Source organism: Fibrobacter sp. UWB5, from assembly GCF_002210295.1.
GTDB lineage: Bacteria > Fibrobacterota > Fibrobacteria > Fibrobacterales > Fibrobacteraceae > Fibrobacter.
On record NZ_MWQH01000002.1, the window covers coordinates 372172 to 396507 of the forward strand.

The window sequence follows — 24336 nt, forward strand, 5'->3', positions numbered from 1 at the left end:
GTGTTTTGTATAGATTAGGGGCATGGGATTGAATAAGCTTTTACCGTTTGGCTTTGTGTTTGGTACGCTTGCCTTGTGTGCTTGTGGCGGCGATTCGGATAATGCTGCGCAGTTTGATTACGAAATTGTCGATTCTTCGCCGAGTGTCCAGAGGGATACCTTCGATGTGAATCCCGGTTACGATCAGCCGGATTATAGTTCGCCGAGCCTCGGCGGTGATACAAGTGTTTTGAATATTTCGTCTGCGATTGAACTTCCGCTTTCGTCTGAGTCGAATGCGTCGGAGTCTTCGGGGGCGGAGCAGCCGATTTCATCTGCTGAGATCGAAATGTCGTCGGGCGGGGTGATGCCGGGTTCTTCATCGACTGAAATGTCTTCAGGTGAGATGTTGTCGATATCGTCTTCGTCGAGAATTGTTCCTGATTTGTCTTCGGACTCGAGGCCGCCGCGTTCCTCGTCTTCCAAGATGGAACCTCCTCCGGAATCTTCTTCTAGAATGGAGCCGCCCTCTTCTTCGAGCAAGGGGCCTGCGCTTGACTTTAGCTTCTATAACGGTGCGGACATTTCGACGGTGCAGGAATACGAGCGCTGGGGTACCAAGTTCTACGATGTCGACGGCTCCGAAAAAGACATCTTTACGCTCCTGAAAGACCACGGATTCAATGCGATTCGCTTGAAGACTTTTGTGAGTCCGAAGGCGCAGTACGGTTATGCGGCGTCGGGCTGCGATCATGATGCCGAAAGTTATGCCGACAAGGACCACATTATCGCTTACGCCCAAAAGATCAAGGCGGCTGGCATGGCGTTCTTGCTCGACATTCATTACAGCGACAACTGGGCCGATCCGGGCAAGCAGATTATTCCCTCTCGCTGGCGCAACGTGAAAAGTTCCGATGCGATGGCGGATTCCGTATACAATTATACTTATGACTTGTTGAATTCCTTAAAGCAGGTGAATGCGACACCGGAGATGGTGCAAATCGGTAACGAAACCACGCCGGGCATTTTGATTCATGTGCCGAACAGCAAAACAGACTGCTGGGGCAACGGGGTAGACAAGGCATCTACTGCAATCAATGGTGATATGGGTACAAGTGCCGGCAAGGCCAATGCGGGCAAGTACTTTAAGGCGGGCATTCGCGCCGTCAAGGCGGTGTCGCAAAACATCAAGACGGTTCTTCATATCGAAAGCATTCGCAAGACGAGTACGGTCGATTGGTGGATGAATGAAATCTTCAAGAACCAGAAGGTTCCTGCTGACGTGATGGGATTTTCGGCGTATACCGCTTACGGTGATGACAAACCGGACAAGTGGAATAGTTTGTTCAGAAACTTGATTTCGACTTATCCGAATTTGGAATTCATTGTGGCCGAATACAACGGCGGCGAATCGGATAATACATATTCTTACGATGGCTCGCGCAAGAAGGCTGTAGATATGGTTCGCGGGCTAGACCGCTGGATTGGCGCCTTTTTCTGGGAACCTACTTTGAGTGGAGCCTGGGGGCCAGCGCTTTTTGACTGGGATGGCCCGAACATGAAGGCCAATAAGAAGGCTTTTGACGAGTACAAGGTGGAGTTTTAAGCGACACCATTGAGCCTTTTTTCTAAATTCAAAGTATGAATATTGAAGACTGGCGCAACCGTATTGATGAACTGAACGATGAACTGATTGCCCTTTTGAACAAGAGGGCGAGTTTCGCAGTGGAAATTGGTAAAATCAAGAAGCAAAAAGGACTCCCCGTGCTTGATGCTGCGCGCGAAGAGGCTGTTTTGAACGTGGTCGCCGAAAAAGCGAAAAAGGCGAATGGCCCCTTGCCTCCAGAATCGTTCAAGAATATTTTTAGAACCATTATTGACGAAACTTACAAGGTAGAAGAATAATGCGGATTACCTTCGTTGGCTTTGGACTTTTGGCAAGTTCGGTAGCCGCTGCCATTAAGCAGGCGAAGTTGCCTACGATGGTGCGTGCGGTGAGTAGCCCGGCCACACTTGCCCGTGCAAAGGAACTGGGGCTTGCCGATGAATTTTTCGGCTACGACGAAATCAAGGACTGGGTTCCCGGTTCCGATGTGATTTTGCTTTGCGCCCCGATTCTCCATATTTTAAAGACGATTGAAAACCTGTCGCAGATGGATTTGTCGCTGCTGGATGCTCAAAAGCAGATTCTGGTGAGCGATATCGGATCGACTAAGGTGGAGATTTGCAAGGCAGGGGCTAAGCTCCCGAAGCCGTTTGTGTTTGTGGGCAGCCACCCGATGGCAGGCTCCGAAAAGCGCACGCTCGAATACAACGATCCCTCGATTTTTGAAAATGCTTACTGGTTCGTGTGCCCGCCTGAAGGTGTCGACGAATCGGTGTACAAGCCGCTCTTGAACTTGATTTCGTTCGTGGGCGCAAATGCCGTGGTGTTCCCGCCGGAACATCATGACCGCACCATGGCCTGGGTTTCGCACATGCCGCAGATGCTTTCGTCGACGCTTGCGGCGAGCATGCCGGAGCGCCTGGTGAAGCCTAACTACCAGCATTACGCAGGCCGTGCCTTTAGAGACATGACGCGCATTGCCGCCTCTGGCTGGAACATGTGGCACGATATAGCCGTCACTAACCGCGACCAGACGGTGCTTGCTCTTAAAGAAGTCCGCGCCGGAATCGACAAGACGGTGGAGGCCATGGAAAATTTGAAGGTGGTGTGCGACGGCAAACCCGCCGCTGATGACCATTCTGCCGAATTGGAAACGGTTTTCAAGGCCGGTAACGATGGCCGTGCAAGCCTGTTTGCGCCGGGCCGCAATGCCGCTGCCGCTTTCTCCGAAATTACGGTGCCCCTAAAAGATGTACCGGGTGCGCTGTTGCAGGTGCTGCAACCCCTAGCCGACAATAGTTTGAATATTCGCGATATAGAACTCATGAAGGTTCGCGAAAATATTGCAGGCACTTTGTTGCTTGCGTTTAAGACCCCTGAAGAGGCCCGCCGTGCCATGCAGATTCTGTTGCAGCTTGGCTACGACGTAAAGGAACGCTAATGGAATTTGTTTTAAACCCCGACCGCGAACGCATGGAGCTTGCGCTGGTGATGGCGCTGCTTGTGAATGGTCGTACCGTTTTTGAAGATTTCTCTTTTGCCGCAGGTGTAGAACCTTTTGCCGAGGCCCTCAAGGAATTTGGCCTGAATTATATGCAACAAGGCCACCAGCTGGTGCTTGAAGGCAAGGGCTTTCAGTATGCGCTCCCGAATATGCTCCCGATGGATTTGGGTGAATCGCGCTGCGTGATGCTCTGGACGCTTGCCTCTAAGGATGTCGACCAGATTTATACCTTTGCCGCCGAAAATGACGAAGCGGGAATAGCAAAGGTTGCGCTAGCCAAGGAACTTTTGCAGAAGTATTTCAAGGTAAAGTCTGTCGACGATGAACCGGCGAAGTTTACGTTTACCTTTGCGCCCGAAGAAGTGGCGATTAAAAAGGATTCGCTAGGCAACGTAGCGACCATCATGCGTAACCGCTTGCTTTTGCGCACGCTCATTCGTGGCGAATACCTGTCCTTCGAAGAAAAGGGCTCGGTACACGACCAGTGGACCAAAATGCTCATGTACTTTGGCGTGAATGTCAAGTACGAAAGCCGTGGTATGGAACAGTTGACCGAACTGGAACGCCGCATGATGATTGCGCGCGGCCAGAAGGTGGAACGTTCGCAGTTTACCGAAATAGCGGAAACCCAGGTGATTACGGGCCGCGACTACTACATTCCTGGCGACGCGACCGAAGCGATGGCCTTTGTTCTCTTGACGACGATTGCGGGCATTCCCAAAAATACCGAAGTCTGCCTCAAGAATGTGGATTTGAACAGCTCCCGCGCGGGGGCGCTCACTTGCCTCAAGCGCATGGGCGGTAACTTTGAAACCGTGAGCCGTCGCGAACGCTTTGGCGATGTCTACGGCGATGTCATGGTGTATCCGCTGGCTTCGGGCAAACGCTTGCAGGGTAGGCGTTTTTCGGAAGATACTATGGCGACCGGGATTGAAGAATTCCCGTTCTTGGCGGTGGCAGCTTGCTTTGCCGAAGGCGAAACCATTCTGCGCATTCCCAAGGAATTGCGTAAGGAAATGCGCCCCACCAACGAAGCCTTGGCCGAAAACTTGCGCAAGACGGGCGCCGAAGTGGGCGTTTATGACGACGGTCTTGTGATTCGCGGGCTTGAAACGATTGTGAACGGTAGCGATTTTGACGGCGGAGACGTGCCGCAGAATGGCCTTGCGCTTTCGGTGCTTTCGATTGCACTTGAAAACGACGAGCCTGTGGCTAATTCTGAACTTGTCGAAAGCACTTACCCAGGAGTCTTGCAGAAGCTGAAGCAGCTTTTGGAAATGGCAACGGCAAAGCCTGAAACGGAGGCGTCGTAGTGAACAAGGTCAAAAAATTCCAATTCCGCACGATTGGTATCGTGGGCTGGAAAGACAAGAACCCGGATTTGGCTCTTGCCCTCGACGTGATTTCGGGCTGGGCTGACGAACATCCGCAGGTCACGTTCTGCGTGCTGAATAACCTGAAAGATTTGGTGCGCAAGCCTATCAAGATTGTCAAGGAAAGCGAACTTTGCAAGTCCGACTTGTTGCTTGCCATTGGCGGCGACGGCACGGTGCTTTCGGCGGCGCACATGGCGCTCGGGCACGACACGCCCATTCTGGGCGTGAACGCGGGTCGAGTCGGGTTCTTGGCCGAGACTCGTGTTGAAGGCCTTTCGCAGACTTTGGATAGCTTGCTTGCTGGCGACTTTTCGACCCGCGAGCGCATGATGATTGACGCGGTCGTTTACCATGGAAAAAAGCAAGTGGCAAAGCAGACGGTGCTAAACGAGGTGCACGTCCGTGCGCACGCGCCCGAGCGCATGGTGAATGTGAGCGTGACTTACAATGGAACTGCTCTGACGGATTACTGGGCCGATTCCGTGCTCGTTTCGACTCCGACTGGCTCTACTGCCTACAACCTGGCGGCTGGTGGCCCGATCATTCACCCGGCAACGCCTGCCGTGGTGCTGACTCCGGTGGCGGCGAGCAGCCTTTCGGTGCGCCCGCTGGTGCTTTCGCTTTCGTCCAAGAAACTTCAGATGAAGTCGGCTGTCGATGGCCCGCTTGACCTAGTGTTCGATGGCCGTACCACGATTGTCTTGAAACCGAACGATGTGCTGACTCTTGCTGAAAGCAAGTCGGTGACGACGTTTATTCGCTTGCGCCATACGGGTTTTGTGGGCGCGCTTCGCGAAAAGCTTGGTTGGACGGGAAAACCGAGGCAGGTATAAGATGAAGAAATCTTTTGAATGGATTTTGGCGTTTGCAGTTGCGGGTCTGCTTTCGTTAGCAGGTTGCGCGGGCAGTCAGGGTGGCGACGACGCTTCGGGCGATGCGAGCATGAAGGACGCTCCGTGTCAGGAATGCGGAACTCGTGGCGATATCGAACTCAAGATTTCAAACGAAAAGACCTATCGCGAATGGAATAAGAAGGCTTACAGCCGCATGGATTCTTCGGCGGTCTGGGGCGTTTTCCCGGCGCTTTCGGTCAAGGCCGACCGCCCTGAAAAATGCAAGTTCTGCCACAGCTATAGTGCAGACGCCCTGGATTTTGACCTAGCCCGCGTCGAAGATTCCCTGATGGTCAAGGCATTCCCCAAGATGCGCCGCGAACTTATGCTCCCGGGCATGCGCCTGCCCGATGCCGATTCCGCTTACGTCGATAGCCTTTCCAAGCTGCTTTTGAATTCGGTCTTTGCCGACGGTAAAAAGTTGAGCGATATGAGCCCGTGGCTGGAACGCGACGGGGTAGAGCAGGATATTTCCCGCGAACTTTCGAAGGATTTCAAGAACTTGCTGAATGCGCTGGCCAGTCGCTACGAACTGCGTTACCTTTCGATTCCGGTAGTGTTGAATGTGCGCATGGATACCGATCTCGGCAAGAGTGGTGGCTACACTTGGCAGACGCTCTGGACGCTGTGGGATGCCCGCTACGGGGAGCTTGTGTTCCTGGTGTATTCCGAATTTACCGCTGCCACTACGAGCCGCGTGGCGCCCGAAAAAGAATGGGCGGAACCTTTCGCGTCCCGCCTCTGGAAAATGCTTTCGACTGACTTAAGCAAACTCGAAAATCATTAAAGCAAAAGCCCGGTTGACCGGGCTTCATTTTTATTTCTTCTTCTTTTTCTTCTTGTCTTTCGGCGGCGTGTAGTTACTGCCAACTGTTCCGCCATTGTTTTGCTTGCGGGCCATGTCGCCGACCTTCTTGAACATTTCCTTCATGGTTTCGTACTGCTTGAGCACGGCGTTCACGCGACCGATTTCGGTGCCGGAACCCTTGGCGACACGGGCCTTGCGGCTGCCGTCCAGAATCTGCGGTTTCTTGCGTTCCTTCGGGGTCATGGAGCTGAGCACGGCTTCCACATAAACCAGTTCCTTTTCGTCAATCTGGTCGATGGGGAGCTTGTTCAGGCCCGGAATCAAGCTCAGAATGTCCTTGATGCGGCCGAGCTTCTTGATGGTGCGCAGCTGGTTCAAAAAATCGTTCAGGTCGAAGGTGTTATTGAGAATCTTCTTCTTCAGGTCCTTGGCGTCTTTTTCGTCGATGACCTGCTGGGCCTTTTCCACGAGGCTCACCACGTCGCCCATGCCGAGGATTCGGCTGGCCATACGGTCGGGGTGGAACAGTTCAATTTCGGGGAGCTTTTCGCCGACACCGATAAAGCAGATGGGTACCCCCGTCATCTTCTTGATGCTAAGGGCTGCACCGCCGCGGGTGTCACCGTCCATCTTCGAAAGGCAAACACCCGTAAAGTTCAGACGGTTCCAGAAGGTTTCGGCCACATTCACGGCTTCCTGACCGATCATGGCGTCGGCCACGAACAGGATTTCGTCCGGGTGAACGGCGTCGCGGGCCTTTTCCAGTTCCTGCATCAACTCTTCGTCAATCTGCAGGCGGCCTGCGGTATCGTAAATCACTAAGTCAAAGCCGTTGTCCTTGGCGTACTGGTAACCGTGCTTGATGATTTCGACCGGATTGCCCTGGCCTTCGTCGTAAACGGGAATGCCGATGGACTTGCCGAGCACCTGCAACTGCTTGATAGCGGCAGGGCGGTACACGTCAGCGGCCACCAAAAGCGGCTTGCGCTTCTTTTTGCTGCGCATCCAGAGGGCGATTTTGCCGGCGAAGGTCGTCTTACCGGAACCCTGCAGGCCAACCATCATGATGCCGACCGGAGCCGGAGCGGAAAGGTTGATTTCCTTGGTTTCGCCACCCATCACGGCCACAAGTTCGTCGTGGATGATTTTCACAATCTGCTGACCGGGAGTCACCGAGGAAAGCACTTCGGAGCCCATGGCCTTTTCCTTGACGGCCTTAACGAAGTCGCGGGTCACGTTGAAGTTCACGTCGGCTTCGAGGAATGCGCGGCGCACTTCGCGCAGCGATTCGGCGACGTTTTCTTCGGTGAGCTTGCCCTGCCCGCGCAGGTTCTTGAGAGTAGATTCTAGAGAGTCAGTCAGCTGTGAAAACATAGTGGGTCAAATATAGTAATTTCTTGCTTGGACTTTGAATTTGAGGTAAGCCGTTTGCTCACGATAAAATGAACTTGTTATAGAAAAAAGCTATCAATTGCCATGAAAAAATAGTATTGGACGTAAACCTCCGTAAAATCTAATATTGAGCCCGGTTTAAAACGAATACAAACGGAGGCTTCAATGACAATTCATAATAATTTCGCTTTATTCTCGGCAGCAATTCTTGCTTCTACACTTTTCTTTGCCGCTTGCTCTGATGACTCAAGTAGCGCCCCCGAAGAAAAATCTTCTCACGAAGAAGAAACTTCCCACGAAGAGCACCATGGCCATCACATGGAAGAACCTAGCGCCGGTGACCTGACGCTTGGAGATGAAGATATCCAGGATGGATTCATTTTCTTGCAAGATACAACAATCAATGGTGTGCTGACGGTTTCTACGACAACGCCAGGTGCAACGGTCCTAAAGAATGTCAAGGTGACCGGAAATTTGCTCATCAAGCGTTCTGGCCGTGTCGATTTTTCTGGAAGTGCCGATGTTGTTCATGTGGGGAGCAGCAATACGGATGTCTATGCCTTTGAAGATGAAGCTCAGGTGAACGGGCATCATTTTATGGGCAAGAACAATACCTTTACGACAAAGAGCTTTGCCGAATACCAGAATGTCGACTGGACAGAAAAATCGGTTGATCTTGCAACGGGAATACATTTGGCCTATACAGTGACGGGTGATGAAAAGGGAACTCCGGTCGTATTGATTCACGGACTTACCGATGGTCGAGTTTCTTGGTCGCAGGTGGCACCGTCGCTTGCCAAAAAAGGCTATCGCGTTTATGTACCCGAATACCGCGGCAACGGAAAAACGGACAAGCCGATTGATGAATCTTCGTATTCCGTTGCTGAACTTGCAAGCGATATAGCAGCCTTTGTCGAAAAACTTGGCCTGAAAAAAGTTCACATTGTGGGACATTCGCTTGGAGCCTTTATTGCTCAGGAATTATCCATCACGAACGCAGAAATTGTTTCTTCAATCACCTTGATTGGCTCGGGCGCTTCGGTCGACAGGAAAAATGCCACGCTGGATTGGCTTGTGAACGGTACCGACGATGAATCGTTCGATGGCATTTATGCATATGATTCGACCCAAAAACTCCCCGAAAGCTTTATTCAGGCGTGGGGCTACAGCACGAATCCGGATAAGGATTTTCAGGCCGCCAATCTGGAACACCTGAAACAAGTTCCCTACTATGTGTGGAAATACTTGGTCAAGAATCTTTTGAAAATTGATAATACCAAGCGCCTTTCTTCGATTGCGACCGATGTTCAAATCATATGGGGTACTAAAGATGCCTTGTTCGACAGCGAATCTCAGAAGACTTTGCAAAAGGGACTTTCTAAGGCAAAAAGCGTCGTGTTCCACGAAGTCGAAGGTGCCGACCACAATACCCATTGGGGCTCTGTCGAAGACGTGAAAACGGTAACGGGTTATATCGATGAATTTATTAAGAGTTTGAAAAAGTAATCTTGTAAGTGATGGGTGCTAGAATTTATTTGTATGAATAAACGAATATTACTATATGTCCTTCTATTAGTCGGTTTGTCGCTTGCCTTTGAGCGTCCTAAGCTGGACCTTTCGGGAATGATTATGGTTCACGCTTATGCCGACTGGAATACTGATGAATCGAACGTCGTGCATCGTTATGAATCTATGCTAGACTTGGATTTTGATGTCCGTTTTAACGATCGTTGGTCTGCATGGCTCGAAATTGAGGCTATGGGAATGGCGATGGATGGAATGGAAGAGATGGAAGGCATGGATATGGGCGATGATGCGACCATGGATCCTGTGCACCCGACTGTCGTTTTTAACGGAGCTTATGTTCAATATGCGCCTTCTGAACACTTGGCATTTCGTATTGGCGATTTAAATTATTTCGAAGGTCTGTTCAAAAATTATTATGATTTTGGCGACCCTCGGGACGATGCGGCGGGCATAAGGCAAAAGTCTATTCGCGGCGTTGAATTCTTGTGGAATGGCTTGCAACTCGATGCCGGCTTTGGTAGCGAAAGTAACGACCAAAGTTGCTATTACCACTATATGTTCGGCGAATACATGGGAATGGATTGCAAAGAAGGCCTCACGTACGAATTCCATGCCGCTTACGATCTTGAAATTGCAGGCCAGGTATTTCGCCCTTATGCCGATTACAAAAGCTATCAGCGAAAGGATTTTAATGAACTTTATGCTGGGCTAGATATTTCGCTTTCGTCGGAACATTTTGCCTTGCATGGATTATACGGCTTTCATTCGGTCTTCTTGGCTAGCGATGATGCGGTATCGAATCATGTATTCTTGGCTGAACCGTCGTTTGAATTTTCGAGATTTTGCATCATAGGTTCTCTGTTCTATGCGGTTATCGATGACCCGGAACGTACATTCTTGGAAATGACAACTCGTCCGGAATACTTTTTTGTAGCGGTAGAACCGAGCGTGGCCTTGCTGGAATCCTTAAGTATCGGTATCCCTCTTGAATACCATACGAATACTTTAGACAAAGATGAAGATTTGCAATCGTGGCGCGTCGGTGGACGGTTCTACTTTAATGTTCCCGGTTACAAAATAAATATTATCTCGATGGTTCTTGCCGATATCCCTGACGATAAAGATTGGCCGTCCGAAGGCAATAAAAACGATCCTTCCCTGATATTCGGCGTCGAAGTTATGTTTGATTTCTAGGGGGGACTGTGAAGAAAATACTTTTATTATGTGCTTTATTGAGTTCTTTTGCCGTGGCTCGCTTTGATTGTTGCGCCCGCAAGCACGCAACGATCAAAAAAGAAGTGACGGCAGTGACCGTGACGGTGGGCGTCGTAAACGCAGAAGATGAATCGACGCTGAAAAAAGTGTCGGCTTCGCTTTCTAGCGAAGGAATCCAACTCCAAGTAAAAAAGCTGGGCGACCAGGGCAAGGCTTCCGAAGCGCTTTCAAACGGGCTTGTCGATGCCCTGTATACAGGTGGCCTCCATGCTCGCCCTGATACCGAAAAGAAAGAAGTCCTTTCAACCTTAAAAAAGAAACTTGAAAGTGTTGCTCGATAGAAACTTGCATAAATTGTAAAAATTTCTATATTTGTCGCCCAATATGGTCGACGCGATACTCAATAAGTTCTACAGACCGTCTAAATTCAAGAAAAACGGCGATGTGAAGGATGTGCTCGTGGTGGCACTTCCCATGCTCATGTCGATGTCTTTCGACACAATCATGACTTTTATCGATCGCCTGTTCCTTTCGAAGCTTGGCCCAGCCGAAATGAATGCGGCGCTTGGGGCGGGGGCGGTGCAGCTTGCGCTCACGATGTTCTTTACCGGTGCCATCAGTTACACGACCGCTATGGTGGCGCAGCGTCTGGGTGGCAAAAAACGCTGGGATTGCGCCCGCGTGTTTATGCAGGCGGTTTACCTGTCGCTTATTTCGGTCCCGCTTTTGTACCTCACGATTCCGCTGGGTCATGTAGCATTTGGAATGGAACACTTGCCGGTAGACCAGCTGCAGTATCAAAAGACCTACTTTAATATTCTGATGTTCGGCGGCATCATTAACTTGGTGCGCAATGCGGCTCCGTGTTTTTTTAGCGGTATCGGTGAAACAAAGATTGTCATGAAGGCAGCCTTTGTCGGCATGATTGTGAATGTCGTTTGCAACTTCTTCTTGATTTACGGCTTTGGCCCGATTCCTGCTTTAGGTGTGGCGGGTGCTGCTTATGGCACCTTGATCGGGAACCTGGTTTCGACAGTGATTTTGTTCGCGAAATTCTTCGGTAAAAATTGCCACGACCGATTCCGTACCCGTTATGCGTTTGCGTTTAGCTGGCCCCTGACCAAGGAACTCTTGCAAAAAGGCATTCCCTCCGGTGTCGAAATGTGCCTGAATATGGCGGCGTTCCAGCTCCTGATTCTCATGTTCCATGCGCTCGGGCCCGAATCGGCAACGGCGTCTTCGGTCATGTTCAACTGGGACATGGTGGCCTACGTTCCGCTGATGGGCCTTGAAGTGGCGTCCACGAGCCTCGTGGGGCGTTACGTGGGGGCGCGCGACGGTGCCGCGGCATCGCGTTCGACTTATTCCGGCCTCAAACTCGGCTGGGGATATTCCTTGCTGATGGGCGTTTTCTTTATCTTTTTGCCGGGCATACTGACGGATATCTTTAAACCCGATGCGGCTGAAGCTTCTGCCGAGGCGCTAGCCATTTTCGCAGCGGCTAGACCCATGAGCATTTTCATGTTGCGGATTGCGACCTTCTACATTTTTGTGGAAGTCCTGCTGGTGATTTATGCGGGTGCGCTTCGCGGTGCGGGCGATACCGTGTGGGTCATGTTCGCGTGTGCCATTATGAACTGGTGCGTGGCGGGTGCCCTGTACGTGGCGGCCTACATTTTCCACCTGCCGGCTCAATACGCCTGGATTACGGTCGTTGCCGTGTACAGTACGGCACCGCTTATTTTCTGGCTCCGCTGGAAGAGCGGTAAATGGCGTAAGCACGTGATGGATAAAGACCGCCTGGCAGCCTAGCTTTTATTCGTCCAGAGAAATCTCGACGATTTCCATAATTTCTTGACAGTATTCCAGCTGCTTCGAAAGAATCTTGACCGCGTTGATTTTTGTGTTGGTCCGCGGGCTAGGTGTGACAGCGGAATTCGAACCTGCAAGTTCCTTGGTAAAGAATCGGGCCAGGTTCCAGAATAAAAGCGCGAATTGACGCTTGCCCTGCTCGCGGCCTTCAAAAAGGCACTTGGCGTAATGGCGGTAAATCAAGTAGGTGAGCAGTCGCGCACTTTCGTTTTCGGTAAAGAACCCTTGGTCTACAATCGGTTCGCCAGACTCAATTCTGGCCTTGATGCGCGAAAGGGCTGCGTCCCAATCCGGGCCGTAGCTTTCGAGTTTCGCCAAAAGTTCGAACATGGCATTCGCACTTTCAAACGGCGCAAACGGATTCTCGCCCGTATAGCCGAAGACTTTGTAAAGCTTCTCGGCGAAAGGTGTATCTTGGTCGGCGAGTGTCTCGAACATCCATTCGCGTTCCCCGAGAACCTGGTCGCGGATATCAAGGTCGTCGTCATCCAATTCGTCTTCGGGCTCGTCGCATTCTTCGCAGGTAAAGGTCAGCGGGCCTTCGCCTTCAAGCAGCAAGCGCGCGGCTTCTTCGCAGCAAAGCCCGAGCCCCCGCTCCATGATATCGCCATAGACCTCGACAAATCGCGGATGCTCGGTGCAAATATCGCACAGGGCGTCTTCGCCCAAGTGCTGGTAAACTTCGCAGAGGTTGTCCTTGTCTAAAAACGGGCAGCGGTCGTGGGGGAGTAATTTAAAATGCCCGTCTTCAATATTTGCGCGGAGCCTGTCGCCAAAGGCTCCAGCCACCTTGCGGTAAACCTCTTGTGTCGCCTCGTCAATATCGATTTCCCAGCCAACACAACAAGTGTCGCTGCACCGCGAGGCAATGCATTTGAACTGGTCGTAAAAATCGGGCTTTCGAAGAATCATTTATTCAGGTTTCTTGTCGGCAAGCAGACCGAATACTTCGCCCTTGACTAGCCAGCTGACACCGAAGAAGGTGAGCGCAATGGCTTCGGCGATAAAAATCTGTGCGTCGAACGTTGGAAAGAGAACCAGCGCCATGCCGCAAAGCATGCCGCCGCCGCAAACCCTGAAGATGAAATTCTTGATTTTCTTCTGTTTTGAAAGTTCTTGATTCTTATCGTTCCCGTCTTTAGTGAACAAGAATATGCTGTTGAAGGCCAAAAGGATAAAGAATATCACCGCCGCAGTACAATGGATAATGTCGGATATCCTTGCTGGCAATTGGAAAAAGCCGACCAGGGTCTCATTAGTTACCATGGGGCAATTGCAAGGGAACAAGACAATCATGATTCCGAATACACCCGATATGGATGTGATAACGTGGTCAAGCAAACTGTAACCCTTGTAGCTCATCAAGACGACGGCCGCCGTTGTCAAGATGCCAGCCAAGGCAGGCGTCAGGTAATAGGTTTCAGAAATCGATAATTTTGTCCAGAATTCAGCCGGCATAGTCTGGGGTTGTGCTTTCGACACAATGAATGCTCCGAGCATCGCAATCCAAGGAAGCGTCATTCCCAAGACACCTGCAAAAACGCGGATTCGTTTTAGCCAAGTCTTGTTTGCCTTTTTGGTGGCTTTTTGTTCGGCGCTTAGTATTTTTTGGTTGTTTTCGCTCATATGATTCTCCTTTAAGTATCCCATAATATAGCTTATTCGTAATAAAAATGACTTTTTTATAAAAAAGGAAATATATTTAGATGGTGAACTTGTCAAAAAAGGAGGTCAACAGTGAAATTGGCATTGAAAATAGCGTCTTACGTTGTCCTTCTTTGTGTAACGGTTGTTGCGACGGCGTTAGTCATCAAGAAACTGGAGTCAGCCCCCAAGGGTCCCCAGATTACAAGCTCGTATATAGAACATCAAATCAGCGAGATTTCTGAACTCGCGACCCTCCATCACCATTACCGGAAAAATGCGAACTACCAAGATGCAAAGGTGCTCTTGAAGTATATGCCCGACTGGCGAATCAACAAGTCAATCAAGGAATTGATGCTGATTTACGAGGGCGATGTCAAGCTGGGCTACAACTTGAAAGATATCAGTATTAACGTTGACCCTGTGACAAAGACAATCCTCATTTACCTGCCCGAACCGAAAATCTTGAGCCACAGCATTGATTTTGAAAGCATCCAGGTCTTCTGGGAAAAGAAGGGCTGGTTCAATGATATCAAATTTGAAGACTTTAAACAGTTCTTTATTGCCGAACAGAAAAAGTATGAACAAGAAAACGGTTCCGAGCTGAAACATCTAGCTCGTGAGCACGCTAAAAAGATTATTCTGCTTTATCTCGGTTCTGCCATCAAGCTGACGGATTCCCCCGAAAAATACAAGAAGTCGTTTATCGAAGGTTGGATGCACCCCGAAGACGGCTACAAAATCCGGGTGGAATAATTATTCCACGTATTTTTTTATCAGTCGGATCATCAAGTCGGCGAGTTTTTCCACGTTGGTGTCACCAACAGAGGCTTCGAGATGGGAATAGCCGATGCCGCTGTCGTCGGTGAGGAACACGTACGTGCCGCCCGTGATAATGTCGAAGAATCGTAACATGGATTCCGTGTCTTTGTCGATACCGCTTGCAGCGACGGGAATAAGCTTGATACAATTCTTGGCGTAAAGCTTTATCGATTTTTGAAGACTTTCGATGACGTCGGTCTGGTGGTGGGCGGGGGCGTCAAGAATCAAGAAGGCGATGCGTGCACGTGCCGATTCGTTCCAAGAAAAATTCTGTAACGAGGCTTCGAGTGCGGTATGCACGGCTTCGGGGAAGTCGCCGCCACCGGTTGCATATTGATCGGCGATGAATGCCTGGGTGTTCGCGACATCGGTGGAAAAGTCCTTGCCCTGGAGGAGATATTCATCGTCTTCGTCACGGTAGAATAGAACTGCCGTACGCAATGCAACCTTGGTGTCCGAGTAGGCGTGGTCTATGATATAGCTGAGGTCCGATTGGAGAAAGCGAATTTCGTCGCCCATGGAACCGGTGGCATCGACGATAAAGGCTACATCGGCCTTAGCGTCGGCTTGCTTGGCATCGCTGGTGATGACATTTAATTCAAGAGAATCGTTGTAATTGTGGGTAAACTTGACCGAATTTTCGGATACGTCGCCATTGACTTTCAACGAGAAGTCTTCGCTGTTTAATGCTTCTTCGGTGTAGCCTTCGAATAATCTAACCCAGCAATAAGCGAGGCCCGAGTTGTCAGTCTTGGTGGCGAATTCCACCTTGTCGTTATTAAGAAGTTCTACTGAAACGTTGGCAAGGCCTTTGCCGTTTTCGTCAACTACTTTTACGGCCGCGAGGGTGTGCGGATAAAAATTCCAGTAGCTTGTCTTGTCGGAAAATTCGCCCTTCAGAATATCTGTCCAATCGCTCCAGTTGTCCAGATCATTCCATTCGGAGGCTGTGAGTAGACCGTAAGTTCTGCCGTTATATTCGTCAATAACTCCGCCGGGGGCGTAGTCTACAGGAACGTATTCATCCGGTACCATGACGGAAGTCGGTTCTGCGGTGGCAGAGACGACGTCAACCATGCGAACGGCGCCGTCATAAGATTCGGTAATACCATATTCGTAGGTGGAAGGATTGCCTTTGGTTTCGAAGGTGGCTCCGTTTTCGGTTTCAATGTTTTGGCTTCCGGCAATCTTGCCGTCGTCCTTGCCAGCGTCGCTAGCGCTTAGGCTGTTGCTGTCGTCACTGCAGGCCGCACACAACAAGCTGAGCGCAAATCCTGCGGTTAAAAAGATTTTGGATTTCATAGGACCCCTCTTGTCGTAAAAAAAGATAACCAAGTCTCGCAACGAGACCCTTACGAAAACAAAAATAGTTCTTTTTTTAGTAAAGGGAATACCCAAAAAAGAACATGCAAAAACGCATGCTAAACGTCACAGATTATTGCGAAAACGGGTTAAATCCCCGAAATAATCGTCTTTAGAACGACTCGTGGCTTTCCCAGATTTCGGCTTCGGTCTGACAAATATCCTTGTCGGAACTTACTGCTTCGCCGGTCATCATGAAAATGGCGTCTTCTACGACGGCGGCAAGAATGCAGCGCTGGTATTCACCATTGACAGTCTTGATGGTGCCGTACTTCTTTTCGCTGTTGAACGTGGGGCCAGTGACGTTGCCGTTTTTCACCTTTTCTTGCTTGGCAGCCCAGAAATCGTGATCCCATTGCAAATAGAACTTGATGAACTTTTCTTCGGATGCGTTTTTGTCTACAGTGAAAGTTGCATCACGGTAGAGGTCTTCAATACGCATGCCTCTGAACTGGATATGTTCCGGTTCCTTGGTGCACATGAAAAAGGCGAGATTCTTTTCTAACGAATAGTAGGTGGTTTGAATATCCCAATCGCCGTCAAAGTTGACAGAAATGGGCTTGGGCACGGGGGTGCTTAGGGTGCGGCTAGAAACTTTTGTGTACAGCCCGTTGAATGCGGAAAATCCTTTAGTCGTAACAGTCGGTTCTACGCGGCTGGGGGCACAACTTGCAAGCAACAGGGCGAAAGGCAATAAAAAAAGTTTTTTCATAATTTATCTTTAATAATAGGAAAATTTTGCAGGCTAGAACCTGCGCACCACAAGGATTTCGAAGGCAGACACGTATTTTTGCTCCAGATGTTCGCCAAACGCAATGGCGGAGTATCCGCATTTAAGAACGATGTTCCATGCCCATTTTTCCCCGATGTAGCCAAAAGCGGTCTTTATGTCCGATTCGGGCAATAGCAGGTTGCCGTCGTCAATGCGTTCGCGGCCGTACGCGATGCCTACAACGCCCCAGAGGTTCCAGAAATACCCGTTGCTGAAAACGAAGGTGTAGGTGTACCCGACGTCACCCCAAATGGAGGTGATGTCGCGCTTGTCGTTTTCGTAGCCGAGCACTCCGTCGTTGTCTTCGGCGATGTTTCGTTGCAGGCGCCCGCCGATAATCAAACTCCCGGCAGATTTCTTTTGACGCCTGTCTAAAAAGTAGGCACTCCTGGGCGCAAAATTTCCTTTCGCGGTCGCCATCCAGAGCAACGAGAAATACATGTCCGCAAACCAGAGATCAATGAATTCTTGCTCCTTTTCGCCGTCGCGTTCGACTTCCGTGGTAAAGCCGCTGTAAAAGCGGAGCTTTGCCGCAAGCCACCAGTTTCCCGGGAAAAAGTCAAGTCCCGTCTCGAAAGCTTGGGTGTCCGATTTTTCTTTTGAAGTGGTAAAAGGAAGGCTGTATTTGAAATCGGCGGACACGTCCCATGAAATTCCGAATGTGGTAAACAGGCTGTCGTAGCCGACGCCGATACCCACATCGACCGGCCGGTTCGAATTGAGCATCGAATTGTTGTAGGCGGAATTCCAGATGGCCACGAAATTGTAATCGCACAAGAAACGCAGCGAGAACCGTTCACGGAACTTGGAAACCGAGGGCTCGTCGCTGTCTTGCGCTTCGGCAAAGGCAAACCCTGCGAACACCAGGGCAAACAGGAATATTTTCAGGACGCACTTCATCGGGGTTTTGAAAAGATAATAACAAAAAGAACCCCTATAAAATTTTACAGGTACTTCGCTTCGGGAGTATCCTTCAGGATTTCTTTCACGGAAAGAATATAAAAATGCCCAGCAGAACCCTCAAAACCATTTTTACGTATTTCATACATTTAATATAGGTTAAAAAGGGCGGAAAGTCAAAAAATTTTTTTGCCGCGAAGGAATGCTTAAAAGTTAATGTTAAATTGAAATTTCGATTTCAAACAGTTGGTTTGCAAGCCCGACCGTTGGTTCGAAATCGGCAATCTTCTTGAACCCGTATTTTTCGTATAGGCCGTGGTGCTCGCTTTTGAGATAAACTTTTTTGTAGCCGAGCCTTTGGGCGTAATCAAGCGCTGCGTCAATTAAGCTTTTGGATAGCCGCTCTCCCCGGAATTTTTCGCTAACGTAAACGAGGTTAATAAAGGGGCTGCAATTGAATTTTGGAGGAATGTTCCCGTTCTCCTCGAGAACGCAAAAGCCGACAGCATCTTCACCGTGTACAGCAATGAAAATTTTTTCCCAGTCTAGAAAATCGTTTTTTGACATTCGCTCGGCTAAACGACGCCCCGGCAGCCATGGGCAATCATTCGCGAAAGCGCGCGTCTTTTCCCACCATGGTTCATCTTTGTTGATCGCGATTATCATTGCTTGCCTCGGCTTTTAAAGAATCCCTATAGGACTTAACTAAACAAGATAAACCTCTTTTAGAGACAATATACCACTTTTTCAAAGGGATAGTTTTACCTCGGCTCATAAAGAGCCCTTATAAGATTTTACGGGTACTTCGCTCCGGGAATATCCTTCAAAATTTCTTTCCAGAAATCGCGAAATTCTTTGTCGGTGACGGTGCCGCCTGCGCTGAGTAGACGGTAGTGCTCGCCTTGCCAGACGTAATCGACGGGGGAGGAGTCAAAGCCGTTGCGCAAGTAAAATTCGCGGCGGCGGTTCCGGCGTTCAAGTTCCTCGGCGTTCTTGGAATCTTCTTCGACTTCGATATAGACGACAATGCGCGTGTTTGGGTGTTGCCTGCGGATGGCTTGCAAAATTTGCGAGCCGTACCCGCGAGAGCGCAACTCAGACTCAACTGCAAAGTAGACGATGTTCGTGATGTCTCCGTGCGAAATGGAATTTGAAAACCCGCAGAACCTAGAAACCGCGCCGCTCTCGCCATCATCCTTGTAAAAAAACGCCCAAAATTCCCGCTTGATTTTGTCGTCGAGCAAATGCTTTATCGGAATCCGCTCGTTGGCCGGAAACGCCGACTCGTACAGCGCCTTGACCTGCGAAAACCACGGAGATTTCTTTGTGACTTCGAAAAACTGGAGCATCGGCAGAAAGAATAGGATAATGCGGTTTGTGCGTCAACTTGGGGCGCGCGCTTCGGTGTGTTTTAGTGTATATTTTCTCTCATGAAATCGTTTGAAAATAAAGTGGTCGTGGTGACGGGTGGGGCGCACGGGATTGGCGCTACCGTCGTGAGTGAATTCGAGAAAGAGGGCGCGAAGGTTGCGTACATCGACATTCGCGAGAATCCCTGCTTTGTGGGGGACCTCTCCAAGAAGGAAATCCTCGAAAAGTTTGCGCAGTTCGTTATCGAAAAGTATGGTCACGTGGATGTGCTCGTGAATAACGCGCTCCCGCTGATGAAGGGCATAGACGAGTGCAGTTATGAGGAATTCAGTTATGCGCTCGCCGTGGGCGTGACGGCCCCGTTCTATCTCGCGAAACTTTTCGCGCCGCATTTTGGGTCGGGTGCAAGTATTATAAACATTTCCTCGAGTCGCGACCGAATGAGTCAACCGCAAACAGAAAGCTATACGGCGGCAAAGGGCGGGATTGCAGCCCTCACGCATGCGCTGGCCGTGAGTTTTGCTGGTCGCGTGCGCGTGAATTCGATTTCGCCGGGCTGGATCGATACGGATTTCAAGGTCTACGAAGGCCCCGATGCCACTCAGCAGCCCGCGGGCCGTGTCGGGAACCCGCTCGACATCACGAACATGGTACTTTACCTTGCCAGCGACAAGGCGGGCTTCATTACTGGCGAAAACATCTGCATCGATGGCGGCATGACCCGCCAGATGATTTACCACAACGATTGTGGCTGGAAATTGGAAGTGTAAAGTAGCCCTTTCAGGACAAGTTGGTTAGGAAAGATTATATTTCCGCAGGATAAAACAGGCCGTTGTGGCGAAGGAGAATTTGTGAAAAAGATTGACCGTGTCATCCTGAGCGAAGCAACAAAGTTGCGTAGTCGAAGGATCTCTACTTATTTATTCATTTCTGTATTGTTGGCGCTCTTGGTAGCTTGTGGCGACGACAACAGCAGCAATTCTGCATCTAATTCCGACGAGGAATCTTCCTCGTCTGTTTGCAAGAACTGTGACGATTCTAGCAGTTCGAAGGCGAAGTCCAGTAGTTCTTCTGCGAAATCGTCTAGTTCAGAGAAGAAACCTTGCGTTGTGGGCAAAGACAAGAATTGCTTTGAGGATGAACGTGACGGTCAGACATATAGGACTGTCAAGATCGGTACGCAGATTTGGATGGCCGAAAATCTGAACTTCAAGGTAGGAAACAGTGCCTGCTATGACGACGAAAAAAGTAACTGCACCAAATATGGAAGGCTTTACACTTGGGGCGCTGCAATAGACAGTGTCGGAAAATACGGCGAGAATGCCAAGGGCTGTGGCAATGGCGAACATTGCACCCCGATACCCCCTGTGCGCGGAATTTGTCCTGAAGGTTGGCATTTGCCCGATACGACGGAATGGAGAGTTCTGATTGATGTGGCTGGTGGCGAAGATGATGCCGGCAAGGCGCTCAAGTCCAAGAGTGGCTGGAAAAATGACGGCAACGGCACAGATGAATTCGGATTCTCGGCACTCCCTGTCGGAGGCCGGTTCGGCGGCAGTTTCGATGGCGACTATTTCGATGAAGGCCTCCGCGCTGATTTCTGGACATCCTCTTATTCGTACCGAGTCTTGGGCGGGGCAATCGATATGGGTCTAATGGATAACTCCGATGGCGTATTCATGGACGTTATCAGTTCCCGCGTTGGCAGCAGCGACCGCGGATATTCCATCCGCTGTCTTAGTGACGAGTCTACGATTCCCGAGCCAAAGTCATCTAGCAGTGAATCTTCGTCTTCAAGTTTGATGCAGGAAAGAGAGCCATGTGATGTTGAAACGGATGAAAATTGCATTAAAGACGAACGTGACGGACATACATATAGGACTGTCAAAATTGGTGAGCAGACGTGGATGGCAGAGAACTTGAATTATGCTTACACTGGTGTTCCCTATAAATTTGAGGTACTCGGTAAGGCCTACACTTCCGATTCCATTAGCTGGTGCTATAACGATTCTGCTGAATACTGCGCCAGATATGGTCGCTTTTACACTTGGTCTGCCGTGATGGACAGTGCGGGAACTACGAAAGGCTGCCGAGGCGGCTATATGGCAACTTGTTCGAAGAAATACCCATTTCGCAGTGTATGTCCCGAGGGCTGGCACCTGCCTGAAAAAGAAGAATGGGGCACTCTGGTCGCATCTGTTGGGGGCGAAAAGATTGCTGGAAAAAAACTCAAATCCACATACGGCTGGGAAAATGACGGAAACGGCACGGATGAATTCGGATTCTCGGCGTTTCCTGCTGGTCAAAGGAGCGTCTATGGTTTATTCAACTTTATGGGTGAAAAGATTTGTTTTTGGAGTGCAAGCGATGGCGGCGGTAGTCTTGACGCCTATTGCTTGCTCTTGGTCAGTGAAGGTTATGCTGATGAAGCGAACTTAACCCCAGGAGACAAGAGTATTGGTCGCCCCGTCCGTTGCGTGAAGGACGAATAAGATTGTCTCGTGGATTGTAAAATTTTCATGCGCCCGTTGCGCAAGCGCCAAATGCTAGGCTCAATTATAAAATAAGCAAGCTTATTTTGCAATTTTCGCCTTACGCATTTGTGCCAGTTTTCTGAATCTTAGGTACATTAATGCCCGACGCATCTCGCTGTTTTAAGGCGAGGTGCGTTTTCGTTTTATAGCGAAAACGCCTCTAACAACAAACGGGTCACCATCTGTGACCACAACAACGGAGGCTATATGAACAATAACATCGAAAAAAGTAAAGACCTTTTCTCGTTTAGAATTGTGTCCGAAACACCAACAGGCGATGGCTATGTTGATTGCGTTTGGGAAATGCCGGTTTGGGTTATTGAAAAACTTGAAGCTGAAGCGAAAAAACGGAAAATTACGATTTCAGACCTTGTAACGCTTATCTTGAAAACTGCTTTGAAGGAGAAAAAGAACGAAAAATAATGTTTAACCCATTAACCTATTGACGGTTATTAAATAATAACCTATATTAAATTATACCGAAGATATTTGAAAGGGGGGGGCTTTATGAATGAAATTACGGAAAAAGATGTAAAAAGGCTTTGGGTCGAAAAGGATGCTGTTTGCGTGGAACTGAAAGACGGCCGAATCGGGCGTGAACTCATCCGAGATTACGAACCGCTGCGGAAGGCTACGCGAAAGCAGTTGGAGAACTGCCGCGTTGATTGCGATGGCGTGTGGTTTGACGATCTGGACGAGGGCCTGGAACTTTCGGGATTCTTTTCGCCGAAAAAAACGAATCCTATTGGCCGCGTATTTTGGCTGTTCCCTGAATTGAACGCCTCGGCATTTGCTCGTCGGTTGGGAATTCCGCAACCCCTCTTTGCGGCGTATGTAAACGGAACGAAGAAACCCTCTTCAGCAAGAAAGAAACTCATTGAGGAGGAATTGCGCCGTATCGGCAGGGAACTGCTGAAAACTGTGGCGTAGTTTTTTGCTGCTAAAACTTTAGCCGTCCGTGGTGTGCGAGCGGCTTGTTTTGTTACTAAAAACATTAAGTTAAGTCGAAGTGCTTATTTTCAAACTTGTGAATTATTTTTAATTCTTTCCAATAGTTGCTTATTTTTTCATAGAAATTTATCAAATCTTCTGGGCAGTCTGGAGGGATCACTGCGGTATCATACCACATAGAGTCGTGTAATAATTCGTTTCTCATGTTGCTGTACTTGCATATGTTCTTGCGGATGTCCTTCGGAAATCCGGATTCGAATGTATTGCGTGGTACTTGGGAGCATTTGATGTCTGTGATGTTGAGGGGAGTTTTTACGATTGTACCAATACTATCTATGGTAATTAACAATAGTTGTAGAATGTGTTTTCTTATATTTTTAGTTTGTGGCAGGTTGCTTATAAAGAATTGAATGTCTCGTAGATCTTCCTCGACTATTTTTATTCGTTCATTTAAGAGTGCTAACGTATCAAAATGCGGAATTTTCTCTAGTATTGCGATTAACTTGCTAGGATTATTCTCAAATTCAATACTGTCGGGTATTTTGCATAGAATGTCACGATTGGATTTCTTGATGAACTCTTTGATGCCTGCATCCGTGAAAAGTAGTTCGTCTAGTGGCCTGGATAATTTGAGAGGCGCATGGACGTGGAGAACGTTTTGGTATTCTAAAGGAATATAATCATCAATGTTTTTTGCTGTTGATGGAACTAGCCATGCTCTCCATTCTTTGTTCTGTGACCGAATTAATGCTAGTGGGACAAAGTCGTCAATATATCCATCAGGCGGTAGTTCTCCATTGAATACCTTAAACATTTTTTCAACACGTATCGTCCATTCTGGATGAACGGATTGTATTTGCTCAAGCTTTTTTTGAAAAGTAGAATATTTTAAGGATTCTTTATTGTTCATGGCTTTGTTTTTATTTGTCTGACTTTAGTGCTTTTATTTCATATTCAATGTCTTTTAGTTTATTCCTCATTTTGTCAATGTCATATTCTAGACGCTTTTGATTGCTTTCTATGGTTTCAATTTTCTCCGAAATTGCATCACTTTTTTTTGATATGTTGCTGATGCCGTTGCATGATATGATTGCTGTAATCACTAGGAAGATTAAAGCGTATCCAAAGGGAATGCCGCTAAGACGTTCAAGCAATTGTTTTGTGATGTCTGAATTATGAGTCAAATTTTTGATTTGCTTTTCTAATTCATATATGCGCTCGGAATCTGTTTTTGTTTCTATCTCAGTTTTTCGCAGTTCTGTCATTTCGTCTTCATGTTTTTGGCTGCATTCTTGATGGATTCTTTTTTGCCTTTCAGCCTCTTGTTTTCGTCGTTCAATTTCTTCAGGGGGGAGGTGTTCCTCGTAATACTTCCGACACCTCTTTCGGATAAAGTTGATTAAACAAGATGGGATGATTACTGATGCGAAAAAAGCAATGACGCCGATTGATTTGATGTTCATTGCAGTTTCGTCCCATTGAGAATCTCTAAATGCTAATATTATCCAGGGAATAGCTCCTACTATAATGCAGAATGCATACAGAGATACAATTATGATTGTGGATTTTCGGTTAGGGTCAAGTGTGTGAAATTTTTCCATGATTTTCGTCCATTTATTAACAACATTAAAAGTCTATGATGAATATATAATTATTTGAAAAAGTACGTTTTATTATATATGAAAGCCAGGCGTTGCGGGCTGGCGACTGAAGCCCGCAGAGGGGGTGTATGGAAGACGCGGTTGAGTAATGCGTGCCTGGATCCTTCGACTACGCCCGATGGGCTTCGCTCAGGATGACGAAACCGC

General features: G+C 48.8%; 25 protein-coding genes. 15 read left to right on the plus strand and 10 right to left on the minus strand.

Annotation, left to right across the window (positions count from 1 at the left end):
* Window positions 1-22 precede the first annotated feature (22 nt).
* The 6 genes from B7989_RS06005 to B7989_RS06030 are packed head-to-tail and all read left to right on the plus strand — an operon-like array spanning window position 23 to window position 6145.
* Window positions 23-1585: a glycosyl hydrolase 53 family protein gene (locus B7989_RS06005; protein WP_088627641.1), complete on the plus strand. Its 1563-nt coding sequence runs from the start codon at window positions 23-25 to the stop codon at window positions 1583-1585.
* A 35-nt stretch (window positions 1586-1620) separates the two neighbouring features.
* Window positions 1621-1884, plus strand: coding sequence for a chorismate mutase (locus tag B7989_RS06010; RefSeq protein WP_088627642.1), 264 nt, complete (start codon window positions 1621-1623; stop codon window positions 1882-1884).
* Window positions 1884-3026, plus strand: a complete 1143-nt coding sequence (locus B7989_RS06015) for a prephenate dehydrogenase/arogenate dehydrogenase family protein (RefSeq protein ID WP_088627643.1) — start codon at window positions 1884-1886, stop codon at window positions 3024-3026. The genes B7989_RS06010 and B7989_RS06015 overlap by 1 nt, the downstream gene beginning before the upstream one ends.
* Entirely contained in the window at window positions 3026-4402 is a 1377-nt protein-coding gene (locus B7989_RS06020) for a 3-phosphoshikimate 1-carboxyvinyltransferase (RefSeq protein WP_088627644.1), read from the plus strand. The genes B7989_RS06015 and B7989_RS06020 overlap by 1 nt, the downstream gene beginning before the upstream one ends.
* Window positions 4402-5298, plus strand: coding sequence for an NAD(+)/NADH kinase (locus B7989_RS06025; protein ID WP_088627645.1), 897 nt, complete (start codon window positions 4402-4404; stop codon window positions 5296-5298). The genes B7989_RS06020 and B7989_RS06025 overlap by 1 nt, the downstream gene beginning before the upstream one ends.
* Before the next feature lies 1 nt (window position 5299).
* Entirely contained in the window at window positions 5300-6145 is an 846-nt protein-coding gene (locus B7989_RS06030; protein ID WP_088627646.1) for a hypothetical protein, read from the plus strand.
* A 30-nt stretch (window positions 6146-6175) separates the two neighbouring features.
* Here B7989_RS06030 and ffh read toward each other — a convergent pair whose 3' ends face one another.
* On the minus strand, window positions 6176-7540 hold the full coding sequence (gene ffh, locus B7989_RS06035; protein WP_073320318.1) for a signal recognition particle protein: 1365 nt from the start codon (window positions 7538-7540) through the stop codon (window positions 6176-6178).
* 183 nt (window positions 7541-7723) lie between these two features.
* Between ffh and B7989_RS06040 the strand changes: the two genes are divergently transcribed.
* The 4 genes from B7989_RS06040 to B7989_RS06055 all read left to right on the plus strand — a co-directional run bounded on the left by B7989_RS06040 (window position 7724) and on the right by B7989_RS06055 (window position 12112).
* Window positions 7724-9064 carry an alpha/beta fold hydrolase gene (locus B7989_RS06040; RefSeq protein WP_088627647.1) on the plus strand — a complete coding sequence of 447 codons (1341 nt, stop codon included), beginning with the start codon at window positions 7724-7726 and terminating at the stop codon, window positions 9062-9064.
* Window positions 9065-9139: 75 nt separating this feature from the next.
* On the plus strand, window positions 9140-10279 hold the full coding sequence (locus B7989_RS06045) for a hypothetical protein (RefSeq protein WP_233144275.1): 1140 nt from the start codon (window positions 9140-9142) through the stop codon (window positions 10277-10279).
* An 8-nt stretch (window positions 10280-10287) separates the two neighbouring features.
* Window positions 10288-10641, plus strand: a complete 354-nt coding sequence (locus B7989_RS06050) for a MetQ/NlpA family ABC transporter substrate-binding protein (protein ID WP_088627649.1) — start codon at window positions 10288-10290, stop codon at window positions 10639-10641.
* A gap of 43 nt (window positions 10642-10684) precedes the next feature.
* Window positions 10685-12112 carry an MATE family efflux transporter gene (locus B7989_RS06055; RefSeq protein WP_088627650.1) on the plus strand — a complete coding sequence of 476 codons (1428 nt, stop codon included), beginning with the start codon at window positions 10685-10687 and terminating at the stop codon, window positions 12110-12112.
* A gap of 3 nt (window positions 12113-12115) precedes the next feature.
* On the opposite strand, the gene fliB is transcribed toward B7989_RS06055, so the two are convergent.
* Both fliB and B7989_RS06065 read right to left on the minus strand, forming a co-directional pair.
* The gene (fliB, locus tag B7989_RS06060; RefSeq protein WP_088627651.1) at window positions 12116-13084 is read right to left on the minus strand and encodes a flagellin lysine-N-methylase; all 969 of its coding nucleotides are present in this window, start codon (window positions 13082-13084) and stop codon (window positions 12116-12118) included.
* Window positions 13085-13798: a hypothetical protein gene (locus B7989_RS06065; RefSeq protein WP_088627652.1), complete on the minus strand. Its 714-nt coding sequence runs from the start codon at window positions 13796-13798 to the stop codon at window positions 13085-13087.
* Between the two features lie 111 nt (window positions 13799-13909).
* Between B7989_RS06065 and B7989_RS06070 the strand changes: the two genes are divergently transcribed.
* On the plus strand, window positions 13910-14572 hold the full coding sequence (locus B7989_RS06070) for a DUF4230 domain-containing protein (protein ID WP_088627653.1): 663 nt from the start codon (window positions 13910-13912) through the stop codon (window positions 14570-14572).
* Here B7989_RS06070 and B7989_RS06075 read toward each other — a convergent pair whose 3' ends face one another.
* From B7989_RS06075 to B7989_RS06095, 5 genes are all read right to left on the minus strand, one after another.
* Window positions 14573-15940: a vWA domain-containing protein gene (locus B7989_RS06075; RefSeq protein ID WP_088627654.1), complete on the minus strand. Its 1368-nt coding sequence runs from the start codon at window positions 15938-15940 to the stop codon at window positions 14573-14575.
* Between the two features lie 172 nt (window positions 15941-16112).
* Window positions 16113-16712 carry a hypothetical protein gene (locus B7989_RS06080; protein WP_088627655.1) on the minus strand — a complete coding sequence of 200 codons (600 nt, stop codon included), beginning with the start codon at window positions 16710-16712 and terminating at the stop codon, window positions 16113-16115.
* 33 nt (window positions 16713-16745) lie between these two features.
* Complete coding sequence (locus B7989_RS06085) at window positions 16746-17672, minus strand: DUF4421 family protein (protein ID WP_088627656.1); 927 nt, start codon at window positions 17670-17672, stop codon at window positions 16746-16748.
* A 219-nt stretch (window positions 17673-17891) separates the two neighbouring features.
* Window positions 17892-18338, minus strand: coding sequence for a GNAT family N-acetyltransferase (locus tag B7989_RS06090; protein ID WP_088627657.1), 447 nt, complete (start codon window positions 18336-18338; stop codon window positions 17892-17894).
* A 128-nt stretch (window positions 18339-18466) separates the two neighbouring features.
* Window positions 18467-19021, minus strand: coding sequence for a GNAT family N-acetyltransferase (locus B7989_RS06095; protein WP_088627658.1), 555 nt, complete (start codon window positions 19019-19021; stop codon window positions 18467-18469).
* 81 nt (window positions 19022-19102) lie between these two features.
* Here B7989_RS06095 and B7989_RS06100 point away from each other — a divergent pair, with 81 nt between their 5' ends.
* From B7989_RS06100 to B7989_RS06115, 4 genes are all read left to right on the plus strand, one after another.
* A complete protein-coding gene (locus B7989_RS06100) occupies window positions 19103-19813 on the plus strand; it encodes an SDR family oxidoreductase (protein WP_088627659.1) in 711 nt (236 codons plus the stop codon).
* Window positions 19814-19894: 81 nt separating this feature from the next.
* Entirely contained in the window at window positions 19895-21535 is a 1641-nt protein-coding gene (locus B7989_RS06105; protein WP_144264981.1) for a fibrobacter succinogenes major paralogous domain-containing protein, read from the plus strand.
* 249 nt (window positions 21536-21784) lie between these two features.
* Window positions 21785-22000 (plus strand): hypothetical protein, encoded by a 216-nt coding sequence (locus tag B7989_RS06110; RefSeq protein ID WP_088627660.1) that lies wholly within the window; start codon window positions 21785-21787, stop codon window positions 21998-22000.
* 84 nt (window positions 22001-22084) lie between these two features.
* Window positions 22085-22507 carry a DUF2442 domain-containing protein gene (locus B7989_RS06115; protein WP_088627661.1) on the plus strand — a complete coding sequence of 141 codons (423 nt, stop codon included), beginning with the start codon at window positions 22085-22087 and terminating at the stop codon, window positions 22505-22507.
* 64 nt (window positions 22508-22571) lie between these two features.
* Here the strand turns inward: B7989_RS06115 and B7989_RS06120 are convergent, their stop codons facing one another.
* Both B7989_RS06120 and B7989_RS06125 read right to left on the minus strand, forming a co-directional pair.
* Window positions 22572-23438 (minus strand): hypothetical protein, encoded by an 867-nt coding sequence (locus tag B7989_RS06120; RefSeq protein ID WP_088627662.1) that lies wholly within the window; start codon window positions 23436-23438, stop codon window positions 22572-22574.
* A gap of 10 nt (window positions 23439-23448) precedes the next feature.
* On the minus strand, window positions 23449-24129 hold the full coding sequence (locus tag B7989_RS06125) for a hypothetical protein (RefSeq protein ID WP_088627663.1): 681 nt from the start codon (window positions 24127-24129) through the stop codon (window positions 23449-23451).
* Window positions 24130-24336: the final 207 nt, after the last annotated feature.

What these genes read in the sequence shown, in the direction of transcription:
- B7989_RS06125 (WP_088627663.1), bottom strand. Translation starts at nt 24,129, where the DNA reads ATGGAAAAATTTCACACACTTGACCCTAACCGAAAATCCACAATCATA.
- B7989_RS06075 (WP_088627654.1), bottom strand. Translation starts at nt 15,940, where the DNA reads ATGAAATCCAAAATCTTTTTAACCGCAGGATTTGCGCTCAGCTTGTTG.
- B7989_RS06055 (WP_088627650.1), top strand. Translation starts at nt 10,685, where the DNA reads ATGGTCGACGCGATACTCAATAAGTTCTACAGACCGTCTAAATTCAAG.
- B7989_RS06090 (WP_088627657.1), bottom strand. Translation starts at nt 18,338, where the DNA reads ATGATAATCGCGATCAACAAAGATGAACCATGGTGGGAAAAGACGCGC.
- B7989_RS06085 (WP_088627656.1), bottom strand. Translation starts at nt 17,672, where the DNA reads ATGAAGTGCGTCCTGAAAATATTCCTGTTTGCCCTGGTGTTCGCAGGG.
- B7989_RS06040 (WP_088627647.1), top strand. Translation starts at nt 7,724, where the DNA reads ATGACAATTCATAATAATTTCGCTTTATTCTCGGCAGCAATTCTTGCT.
- B7989_RS06115 (WP_088627661.1), top strand. Translation starts at nt 22,085, where the DNA reads ATGAATGAAATTACGGAAAAAGATGTAAAAAGGCTTTGGGTCGAAAAG.
- ffh (WP_073320318.1), bottom strand. Translation starts at nt 7,540, where the DNA reads ATGTTTTCACAGCTGACTGACTCTCTAGAATCTACTCTCAAGAACCTG.
- B7989_RS06080 (WP_088627655.1), bottom strand. Translation starts at nt 16,712, where the DNA reads ATGAAAAAACTTTTTTTATTGCCTTTCGCCCTGTTGCTTGCAAGTTGT.
- B7989_RS06010 (WP_088627642.1), top strand. Translation starts at nt 1,621, where the DNA reads ATGAATATTGAAGACTGGCGCAACCGTATTGATGAACTGAACGATGAA.
- B7989_RS06005 (WP_088627641.1), top strand. Translation starts at nt 23, where the DNA reads ATGGGATTGAATAAGCTTTTACCGTTTGGCTTTGTGTTTGGTACGCTT.
- B7989_RS06095 (WP_088627658.1), bottom strand. Translation starts at nt 19,021, where the DNA reads ATGCTCCAGTTTTTCGAAGTCACAAAGAAATCTCCGTGGTTTTCGCAG.
- B7989_RS06120 (WP_088627662.1), bottom strand. Translation starts at nt 23,438, where the DNA reads ATGAACAATAAAGAATCCTTAAAATATTCTACTTTTCAAAAAAAGCTT.
- B7989_RS06015 (WP_088627643.1), top strand. Translation starts at nt 1,884, where the DNA reads ATGCGGATTACCTTCGTTGGCTTTGGACTTTTGGCAAGTTCGGTAGCC.
- B7989_RS06065 (WP_088627652.1), bottom strand. Translation starts at nt 13,798, where the DNA reads ATGAGCGAAAACAACCAAAAAATACTAAGCGCCGAACAAAAAGCCACC.
- B7989_RS06110 (WP_088627660.1), top strand. Translation starts at nt 21,785, where the DNA reads ATGAACAATAACATCGAAAAAAGTAAAGACCTTTTCTCGTTTAGAATT.
- B7989_RS06020 (WP_088627644.1), top strand. Translation starts at nt 3,026, where the DNA reads ATGGAATTTGTTTTAAACCCCGACCGCGAACGCATGGAGCTTGCGCTG.
- fliB (WP_088627651.1), bottom strand. Translation starts at nt 13,084, where the DNA reads ATGATTCTTCGAAAGCCCGATTTTTACGACCAGTTCAAATGCATTGCC.
- B7989_RS06030 (WP_088627646.1), top strand. Translation starts at nt 5,300, where the DNA reads ATGAAGAAATCTTTTGAATGGATTTTGGCGTTTGCAGTTGCGGGTCTG.
- B7989_RS06100 (WP_088627659.1), top strand. Translation starts at nt 19,103, where the DNA reads ATGAAATCGTTTGAAAATAAAGTGGTCGTGGTGACGGGTGGGGCGCAC.